This window comes from Actinoplanes sp. NPDC026623 (assembly GCF_040638275.1).
Lineage (GTDB): Bacteria > Actinomycetota > Actinomycetes > Mycobacteriales > Micromonosporaceae > Actinoplanes.
In genome coordinates, this window is record NZ_JBEZXZ010000085.1 from 25,036 (window position 1) to 34,326 (window position 9,291).

General features: G+C 73.6%; 9 protein-coding genes and 1 pseudogene. 3 read left to right on the plus strand and 7 right to left on the minus strand.

What is annotated here, in order from left to right; translation table 11 throughout:
* Positions 1–146: 146 nt before the first annotated feature.
* From AB0F10_RS24050 to AB0F10_RS24065, 4 genes are all read right to left on the minus strand, one after another.
* Positions 147–896, minus strand: coding sequence for an FAD:protein FMN transferase (locus AB0F10_RS24050; protein ID WP_360629031.1), 750 nt, complete (start codon positions 894–896; stop codon positions 147–149).
* Between the two features lie 11 nt (positions 897–907).
* Entirely contained in the window at positions 908–1,432 is a 525-nt protein-coding gene (locus tag AB0F10_RS24055) for an FMN-binding protein (protein ID WP_360629034.1), read from the minus strand.
* A gap of 17 nt (positions 1,433–1,449) precedes the next feature.
* Entirely contained in the window at positions 1,450–3,003 is a 1,554-nt protein-coding gene (locus AB0F10_RS24060; RefSeq protein WP_360629036.1) for a ferric reductase-like transmembrane domain-containing protein, read from the minus strand.
* 136 nt (positions 3,004–3,139) lie between these two features.
* Positions 3,140–4,132 carry a phosphatidylinositol-specific phospholipase C gene (locus tag AB0F10_RS24065; protein WP_360629039.1) on the minus strand — a complete coding sequence of 331 codons (993 nt, stop codon included), beginning with the start codon at positions 4,130–4,132 and terminating at the stop codon, positions 3,140–3,142.
* Positions 4,133–4,201: 69 nt separating this feature from the next.
* Here AB0F10_RS24065 and cbiE point away from each other — a divergent pair, with 69 nt between their 5' ends.
* From cbiE to AB0F10_RS24080, 3 genes are read left to right on the plus strand one after another with little or no spacing between them, the layout of a single operon-like run.
* Positions 4,202–5,413: a precorrin-6y C5,15-methyltransferase (decarboxylating) subunit CbiE gene (gene cbiE, locus AB0F10_RS24070; protein WP_360629042.1), complete on the plus strand. Its 1,212-nt coding sequence runs from the start codon at positions 4,202–4,204 to the stop codon at positions 5,411–5,413.
* Positions 5,410–6,153 (plus strand): precorrin-4 C(11)-methyltransferase, encoded by a 744-nt coding sequence (gene cobM, locus AB0F10_RS24075; RefSeq protein ID WP_360629045.1) that lies wholly within the window; start codon positions 5,410–5,412, stop codon positions 6,151–6,153. Before cbiE ends, cobM begins: the two co-directional genes overlap by 4 nt.
* The gene (locus tag AB0F10_RS24080) at positions 6,150–6,902 is read left to right on the plus strand and encodes a cobalt-precorrin-6A reductase (RefSeq protein WP_360629048.1); all 753 of its coding nucleotides are present in this window, start codon (positions 6,150–6,152) and stop codon (positions 6,900–6,902) included. Before cobM ends, AB0F10_RS24080 begins: the two co-directional genes overlap by 4 nt.
* On the opposite strand, the gene AB0F10_RS24085 is transcribed toward AB0F10_RS24080, so the two are convergent.
* The 3 genes and pseudogenes from AB0F10_RS24085 to AB0F10_RS24095 form a co-directional block, all read right to left on the minus strand.
* Positions 6,865–8,364: a precorrin-2 C(20)-methyltransferase gene (locus tag AB0F10_RS24085; protein WP_360629050.1), complete on the minus strand. Its 1,500-nt coding sequence runs from the start codon at positions 8,362–8,364 to the stop codon at positions 6,865–6,867. The two genes, AB0F10_RS24080 and AB0F10_RS24085, sit on opposite strands and share 38 nt — an antisense overlap.
* Positions 8,365–8,366: 2 nt before the next feature.
* Positions 8,367–8,984, minus strand: coding sequence for a precorrin-8X methylmutase (locus AB0F10_RS24090; protein WP_360629053.1), 618 nt, complete (start codon positions 8,982–8,984; stop codon positions 8,367–8,369).
* Position 8,985: 1 nt separating this feature from the next.
* Positions 8,986–9,291: pseudogene (locus AB0F10_RS24095) on the minus strand (precorrin-3B synthase); the annotation flags it as partial.

The window sequence follows — 9,291 nt, forward strand, 5'->3', positions numbered from 1 at the left end:
GTCAGATGGCGGTCCGGCCGCGGCCGGACGGCGGTCGGTCGTCCGGAGGGCGATGCGGGCTGGGCCGGTGATCCTTCGCCGTGGGTCAGGCGACGGGCGACGGTCCTGCGCGGGATGCGGGCGGCGGTCGGCCGGCCCTATCGGGGTCAGACGGCGGCTGGTAGGCCCGTCGAGCTGAAGGCTCGTCCGTCGTCCGTCACCACCGCCGAGTCGTAGCCGTCGGCGGCAAGCTTGGCGAGCCAGGCGATCCCAGCCTCGCCCATGGCCAGCGCCGCCGTCGCATAGGCGTCCGCGAGTGCCAGGTCGGGCCCCACGACGGTCACCGAGCGCAGGCCCCGGGCCGGTCCGCCCGTGCGCGGATTGAAGACGTGGTCGCCGCGCTCGTAGGTGCCCGAGGTCGCCACCGCCTGGTCGGTCAGGGAGAGCACCCAGCTCAGCTTGTCCGCCTCCCAGGGGTGCCGGATGCCGACCCGCCACGGCGAGCCGCTGCCGGAGACTCCGCGGGCCCTGATGTCACCGCCCGCGTTCACGCAGTGGTTCACCGAGCCCGCCTCGGCCAGGCGGGCCGAGGCGACCTCCACCGACCAGCCCTTGACGTATCCCGACGGGTCCAGGGGGCCGGCCGCGTAGGCGTCGAAGTAGCCGTCGGTCTCGCGCCACAGGTCGGCGCACGCCTCGAGGACGTGGCGCAGGTCCGGGGAGTATTCCGCCGGGGTGATCTCGCGGCGGCGCAGGCGGCTGACCTCGCTGTCGTCGCGGTAGGTGCTGAAGCGGCGGTCCACCTCGTGCAGCCAGCCGCACACGTCGTCGATCATCGCCCGCAGGTCGGCGTCGGGGAGGTCGTCGGCCAGGTCGATGCTGACGACCGTGCCCATGACGTGCTCGGCGTGGTGCATGGCGCAGGACTTTACGCGGTGGCGGCGTCGATCGCCGCCTGCAGCGACTTCACGTATGACTCCGAGGTGAAGGTCGCGCCGGAGACCGCGTCGACTTCGGCGCTCTGTGCCTTGACCGTGGCCTGCTTGAGCGAGGCGATCGCCGGTGGGTTGATCGTCGCGCTGTCGCCGGTGACCGGGTAGGTCGCGTCCGCCGCGGTGATCTTGCCGCCGGAGACCTTGATCGAGACCTGGATGGTGCCGTAGGGGTTCTTCGCCGCGGAGCCCTTGAAGACGCCGTTGGTGAGGCCGCCGCCACCCGCCTCGCCCGCCGCCTCCTCCTTGTCGTCGCCGGCGGGCTTCTTCGGTGCCTTCTTCGAGGGGGTGCCCGACTTCGTGGGGGAGTCCGGCGTCTCCACGTCCTGGCCCGTGTTGGTCAGGTCGACCGCGGGCGGCGCCGCCGCGGGAACCACGGGTGCGGACACGCTCAGCCGGACCCCGACGATCAAGGCGGCGCCGGTCAACGTCCCGATGGCTGCTGCGGTACTGCGTCGCATGAGGAAACTCCCGGAAATCAGAATTCGAAGGGGTCGAGGTGCAACTGGCTGTCTGGCACGTCCAGTTCGCGCAGGGTCTGCACCGCGGCGTCGACCAGCCCGGGCGGCCCGCACAGGTACACGTCGCGGCGGTTGACGTCGGGCACCAGCCCGAGCAGCCCGTTCGCGGTGAAGAGGCGGCGCGGGCCCGGGTCGTTGCGGGACCCGACGATGTAGCGGACCCAGGCGTCGCGGCGCTCGGCCAGGTCCTCCAGTTCCTCGCGGAAGACCAGTTCGTCGGGGCGGCTGGCGCGGTAGATCACGATGGTGTCCGGCGGCATGTCCTCGAGCAGGGCGCGGATCGGCGCGATGCCGCTGCCGCCGGCGATCAGCAGGGCGCGGCGGCGGGTGCGGCGCTGGGCGGTGAACGTGCCGAACGGGCCTTCGGCCCAGATCGGGGTGCCCGGCTCCATCTCGGCCAGCTTCGCCGTGTGGCCGCCGACCGCGGTGACGGTCAGGCGCAGCCACTGCGAGTTCGGCGCGGCCGAGAGCGAGAACGGGTGCGACTGCCACCAGCCGTTGGCAGTCAGGAACCGCCAGCGCATGAACTGGCCCGCCTGGGCCGGCAGCTTGTCGAGGTTGCGGCCGTCGATGTAGATCGAGAACGTGTTGGTGCCCTCGGCGACGACCTCGGCCACCTCGAAGCGGTGCCGCACGTTCAGCCAGAGCGGCTCGACCAGTCGGCCCCAGACCAGGGCGGCGATCACCAGCGCGCTCAGGGCGGGCCAGAAGACCGAGGCGAAGCGGCCGGACAGGTCCGCGCCGACCGCGACCTGGTGGCCGTAGCCGAGCAGCAGCACCAGGTACGCGGTGAGGTGGATGAAGTGCCACAGCTCGTACGGCAGTTTGCTGCGGGCCGCCCGGATCGAGATGACGCTGATCAGCACCAGCAGGCCGGTGGCGACGGTGGCGCTGATCATCTCGGGCAGCGTGGTGATGATGGACCAGGCCTGGTCGACGACGCCGGCCTCGGCCGTGAGCGCGTAGCCGTAGACGATGAAGACGATGTGTGCGAGCACCGTCACCACGAGCGACGTGCCCAGCCAGCGGTGCCAGCGCAGCAGGTCGCGGGCGCCGACCCATTCCTCGAGCCAGGAGACCCGGCTCATCATCAGCAGTTGGATGAAGAGCAGGTAGCCGCCGACCAGCCCGGTGATGCGGCCGACCGCCAGCATCAGCGTCGCGGTGTCGTTGATCGCGCCGGCCTGGGTGTCGAAGAGCCAGAGCGCGACGCTTGTCGACATCCCGGCGAAGAAAAGCAGGACCGTGAGCAGCCGGTTACCGGAGGTGGCCTCGGCCGGCGGGCGGTCGTCGGTGACGATCGCCGGGCCGGTGCCCTGCCATCCGGTCGGGGCGGAAGGCTCCTCGACGATGATGTCGCCGCGGGGCACGGCCTCGTTCAGGTCGGGCTGTTGCCAGAACTCGCGCTCGGGGGCGAGGGTCTGACCGCCCGCGGGTTCGCGCAGGTCATCGAAGGATTGGAAGCTCGTCGGCCCTGGTCGGCCGGCAGTGTCGCCGTACGCTCGCGCCATCGACCTCACCCGCTCAGCAGTCGTCGTCCAGCGTCCACCGCCCCCCGGCGGTCGACGTGACGGTCCGGTTCTCGGCGGGCCGTCGACGGGTACTACGCGGTTCAGCGGGTGAAGGCTCAAACCTGAGAGGAAAAAGTCAGTTGTAAGAGATGATCTTGTCGATCAGGCCGCCGCCGGGAAAGTCGAGCAGGACCGTCCCGGTGCGGACCAGCCCGTGGCCCTCGTTGAGGTAGATCAGCAGAAACGGGTCGACGCCCCGCACGCCCCACGCGCCGCCGGCCACCTGCTGCGGCTGGGCGAAGATGCCGGCGCCGCTGCCGAAATTGACGTAGATCTTCGCGGGGTCGCCGGCGCTCGTGGCGTCGAGGTGGCGTCTGACCTGGTCGCGCTTGGTGGCGATGGCGCCGACGTTGGGCACCGCGTATTCGTCCTGTACGTAGGTCGAGGAGCCGTTGCGCCACTGCTCGAACTGGGCCAGGCCGTAGTGCTCGATCGGGCCGCCGAAGGCGCCGTGCAGCACGGCGAGCACGACCTTGCCCCGGACCGCGCCCAGCGTGGGCGTCGCGGCCGCGGCGCCGCGGGTCACCGACGGCTGCCAGAAGAGTGAAGAGGCATACGAGTCGAAAATATCCGGAAAGGCCTTCTGCCCGGACACATCCGTACACGATCCGATCTCGCCGGTGCACTCCTGCTTGAGCCGCATGACGACGGTCTCGCCCGGGTGGGCCGCGAGGAAGTCGCGCAGCACGTTCAGGACGTCGCTGAAGTTGGCGTTCTGGTAGACGGCGCCGTGGTGGATCGTGAGGGTGTTGCCGCCGTTCACCCGGGCCCGGATGTCGATCATCCGGATGCCGGCGTCGAGTTGCCGGGCGAGCGTCGCGCCGCTGTCGCCGAAGTCCTCCTGGGTCCGGGTCAGCGCGCCGCCGTGTATCGACATCGTGTCGTGCGTGCCGGGGATGGACAGTGCGGACAGGCTGACCGAATCGGGCAGGGACCGCATCCAGTCCGGATGGACGGCCGAGCTCAGCGTCCGGTAGGAGGCGTCGGCGGCGAGGGTGGCCTGGTGCGTCGCTGGGGGTGTTGTGGGCAGCGTGGCAAGGACCGCGAGGACTGCTAGGGAGCCCATCATGCAGTGAAAGATATCGATGAATGGGGGATGGCGGAAGGGCCGCGGAACCCGGCGGGCTAACGTCACGGCGTGACCGACGACCCCGCCCTTCTCACCGTGGTCGGCATCGGCGCCGACGGATGGCCGGGCCTGACGGGTACGGCCGCGGCGGCGCTGACCGGCGCCGAGGTGATCTTCGGAGGCCCGCGCCAGCTGGCCCTGCTGCCCGCGGAGGTCCCGGCCGACCGGGTCCCGTGGCCGTCGCCGCTGGTCCCCGCGCTGCCGGGCCTGCTCGAATCGCGTCGGGGCCGGCGCATCGCGGTCCTGGCCAGCGGCGACCCGATGTTCCACGGCATCGGCGCCACGCTGGTCCGCCTTCTCGGCGCGGCGGCGGTGCGGGTCGTCCCGAGCCCGTCGTCGGTGTCGCTCGCGGCCGCCAGGCTGGGCTGGCCGCTCTCGGACGTCGACGTGTTGAGCCTGGTCACCGCGCCGGTCGAGGAGCTGCACCCGCTGATTCACCCGGGCCGCAAGATCCTGATACTCAGCGCGGGTGCGGCGACCCCGGCCGCCGTCGCGGCCCTGCTCACCTCCCGGGGGTACGCGGACAGCACCGTGACCGTGCTCTCCCAGCTCGGTGGCCCCGCCGAGGAGGTGATCGCCGGCACCGCGGAGAGGCTCGGCGCCGACGGGTTCGACCCGCTGAACGTCGTCGCAGTCGCCTGCTCGACCGGACCCGCCGCGCCGCTGGTGCCCGGCCTGCCCGACTCCGCCTACGACAGCGACGGGCAGCTCACCAAGCGCGAGGTCCGGGCGGTCACCCTGGCGACGCTCGGCCCGCAGCCCGGCGAGCTGCTCTGGGACATCGGCGCCGGCTCCGGCAGCATCGCGATCGAGTGGATGCGCGCGCACCGGGACTGCCGGGCGATCGCCGTCGAGTCGTCCGCCGGGCGGGCGGGACGGATCGCGGGGAACGCGGCCGCTCTGGGCGTACCGAAGCTTCGGGTTGTCGAGGGACGCGCGCCCGGCGCACTTGCCGGGCTGCCCGCGCCCGACGTGGTCTTCATCGGCGGCGGCCTGACGCGCGACGGCGTCGTCGAGGCCGCCCTGGCCGCGCTGCCGTCCGGCGGCCGGCTGGTCGCCAACGCGGTGACCCTGGAATCGGAGGCGGTGCTGGCGGCCTGGTACGCCCGGCTGGGCGGCGAGCTGACGCGGATCGCCGTCAACCGGGCATCGCCGGTCGGCGGCTTCACGGGATGGAGAGCGATGATGCCGGTGACCATCTGGTCGGTGACCAAACGATGACCGTGCACTTCATCGGGGCCGGCCCGGGCGCGGCCGACCTGATCACGGTACGCGGGCAGCGGCTGATCGAGTCCTCCCCGGTCTGCCTGTACGCGGGCAGCCTCGTCCCCGCCGACCTGCTGTCCTACTGCCCGCCGGACGCCCGGCTGGTCGACACGGCCGGGCTGGACCTGGACGAGATCCTCACCGAGATGGTGGCCGCGGCGAAGGCCGGGCAGGACGTGGCGCGGCTGCACTCCGGCGACCCGTCGGTGTTCAGCGCCGTCGCCGAGCAGATGCGGCGGCTGGACGCGGCCGGGATCGCCTACGACGTGACGCCGGGCGTGCCCGCCTTCGCCGCCGCGGCCGCCGCGCTGGGCCGGGAGTTCACGGTGCCCGGCGTCGCGCAGACGGTGATCCTGACCCGGACCGCCGAGCGGGCCACGGCGATGCCGCCCGGCGAGGATCTCGCGACGCTGGGCGCGAGCCGGTCGACGATGGTCCTGCACCTGGCCGTGCAGCGCATCGACGCCGTGGTGGCCGAACTGGTGCCGAGCTACGGCGCGGACTGCCCGGTGGCGGTGGTGGCGCGGGCCAGCCGGCAGGACGAGCTGATCGTCCGGGGCACGCTGGCCGACATCGCCGCGAAGGTGACCGCCGCCGGCATCCGGCGCACCGCGGTGATCGTGGTCGGCGCGGCGCTGACCGCCTCGGCCTTTCCGGACAGCCACCTCTACTCGACGCAACGCTGCCGGACGTGAGGGCTCTGGTCCTCGGTGGGACGACCGAGGGGTGGGCGCTGGCCGCGGCGTGCGCCGCGGTGCCCGGCCTCGAGGTGATCAGCTCGCTCGCCGGGCGGACCCGGGCGCCGGCGCTGCCCGTGGGCGCGGTGCGGATCGGCGGGTTCGGCGGCGTCGCCGGGCTGGCGGCCTATCTGCGCGCGGAGGCGATCGACGCGGTGGTGGACGCCACCCATCCCTTCGCGGCGACGATCACCGGCAACGCGGCGGCCGCGTCGGAGTTGACCGGGGTGCCGCTGCTGGTGCTGCGCCGGCCGGGCTGGACCGAGCGGCCCGGCGACGCCTGGCATCGGGTGGCGAGCCTCGGCGAGGCCGCCGCGGTGCTGCCGGCGCTGGGGGAGCGGGTCCTGCTGACCACCGGGCGGCAGGGCATCGCCGCGTTCGCCGGGGTGGACGCGTGCTGGTTCCTGTCCCGCTCGGTCGAGGCGCCGGCCCCGCCGGCGCCGAGGCGTCTCGAGGTGCTGCTGGCGCGGGGCCCGTTCACCGTCGAGGGCGAGCGGGCCCTGCTGGCCCGGCACCGCATCGACGTCTTGGTGACCAAGGACAGCGGCGGGAGCACGGCGAAACTCGACGCGGCCCGCGAGGGCGGCGTTGCGGTGGTGGTCGTCGACCGCCCGCCCCTGCCTGCCTCGGCCGCCGCGGTGGCGACGGTCGAGGCCGCCGCCGACTGGCTCAGGCGGGGTAGTGCCGGGGCGTGTACATCTGGGTAGTGCCGTCGCCGCGGGTCGCCATCCGGGTCTGGCTCGAGCCGACGATGAGCAGGCAGCGCATGTCGATCGTGGCCGGATCCAGCTCGCCCAGCGTGGTCACCCGCACCGACTCCTGCGGCCCGCCGACGTCGCGGCCCACCGCGACCGGCGTGTCCGGGCTGCGCCGCTCGAGCAGCAGCTCGCGGGCCCGCACCAGCTGCTCCCTGCGGCTCCGCGACGCCGGGTTGTAGATCGCGATCACCAGGTCGGCGCTCGCCGCCGCGGTCAGCCGGGACGCGATCACCTCCCAGGGCTTGAGCCGGTCGGAGAGCGACAGGACGCAGAAGTCGTGCCCCAGCGGCGCACCGACCCGGCTCGCCACGGCCTGCGCCGCGGTCAGCCCGGGCACCACCCGCACCGGCACGTCCTTCCACTGCGGATCCTCGGCGGCCTCCAGCACCGCCGCCGCCATGGCGAACACGCCCGGGTCGCCGGAGGAGACCACCGCGACGCGGTGGCCGCGTTTCGCCAGGTCCAGCGCGAACGCCGCCCGTTCCGCCTCGACCCGGTTGTCCGAGGGGTGCCGGCGCTGGCGCGGGTTCGCCGGGACCCGGTCAACGTAGGGGCCGTAGCCGACGATGTCGTCCGCCGTGGCCAGCGCGGACCGCGCCTGCGGGGTGAGCCAGTCGGGACCGCCCGGGCCCAGCCCGATCACGGTCACCCGGCCGTCGCGTTCCGGCGGCGGTGGTGTCTCGGCGAAGCTCGCCGCAGCCCGGCTCGGCAGGAGGGCCAGGGAGAAGTACGGGACCGTCGCCGGGTCGACGTCCGCGAGCCGGCCGTGCCGTTCGCGGTCGGTGGTCGCCCGCTCCACATACCAGGCGTCGTCGAGCCGGCCGGCCCGCTCCAGGGCGTCCCGGACGCCGGGGAACGTGCGGCCCAGCTTCATGATCGCCGCGGAGTCGGTGCCGGCCAGCCGCGCCGCGAGCTCGGCCGGCGGCAGGGTGCCGGGCAGCACGGTCAGGGTCTCGTCGCGCTCCATCAGCGGCCTGCCCAGCACCGCCGACGCCGCGCTCACCGACGTCACGCCGGGCACGACCTGCGCCTCGTAGCGGTCCGCGAGCCGCTTGTGCATGTGCAGGTAGGAGCCGTAGAAGAACGGATCACCCTCGGCGAGCACGACCACATCGCGGCCCGCGTCCAGGTGCGCGGCGAGGCGCTCCGCGCTCTGCGCGTAGAACTCGTCAATCGCGCCCTGGTAGCCGCCCGGATGGTCGGTCGTCCCGGTGGTGACCGGGTAGATCAGCGGTTCCTCGAGCTGGCCCTCGCGCAGGTAGCGTTCCGCGATGGCGCGGGCGTTGCTGCGCCCGTGCCGCGCCGAGTGGTAGGCGATCACGTCCGCCGCGCCGATCAGCCGGGCCGCCTTGACGGTCACCAGCTCCGGGTCGCCCGGACCGAGCCCGACCCCGAACAGCCGACCCGCCATGCCTACTCCTCCTCCGAGGCGAGGGCGTTGACCGCCGCCGCCGTGATCGCGCTGCCGCCGCGCCGCCCGCGAACGACCAGGAATTCCAGGTCGGAGGCGGCCAGCGCGTCCTTGGACTCGGCCGCGCCGATGAACCCGACCGGGATGCCCAGCACCGCCGCCGGCCGCGGCGCGCCCGCCTCGATCATCCGCAGCAGCCGGAACAGTGCCGTCGGCGCGTTGCCGATCGCGACCACCGCGCCGGCCAGGCGGTCGCCCCACAGGTCGAGGGCGGCGGCGCTGCGGGTGTCGCCGATCCGGGCGGCGAGCGCCGGCACCGCCGGGTCGCGCAGCGTGCAGACCACCGCGTTGCCGGCGGGCAGCCGCCTGCGGGTCACCCCGGCGGCGACCATCTCGGCGTCGCAGAGGATCGGCGCGCCGCCGAGGAGCGCCTTGCGGGCGGCGGTCACCACGCCCGCGCTGAAGCCGATGTCGTCGACCAGGTCGACCATCCCGCAGGCGTGGATCATCCGCACCGCGACCCGGGCCACATCGGACGGCAACCCGGACAGGTCCGCCTCGGCCCGGATCGTCGCGAACGACCGCCGGTAGATCTCCGCGCCGTCGCGCACGTATTCCATCTCAGCCCTTCCTCGCGGCGCCGATCAGCGCACCCACCTCGGCCACTCCCGCGGACTCACATCCGCCCGGCGACCGCACCCGGTAACCCGATCCGGTCGCCTCGACCCGCACGTGCGGCCCGGCCGGGCTGCCGCAGCCGCGCTCGCACCCGACCCAGTGCACCGGCAGGCCCGTGCCGGCCGTGGTCGTCGCGTCCGCGTCGTGCCGGACGTCGGCCAGCGACTTCGCGCACCCGGGCCGGCCGGCGCAGGCCGTCACCCCGGCCCACCGCGAACCGGCGGCGACCTCGAGGCCCGCCTCGGCCAG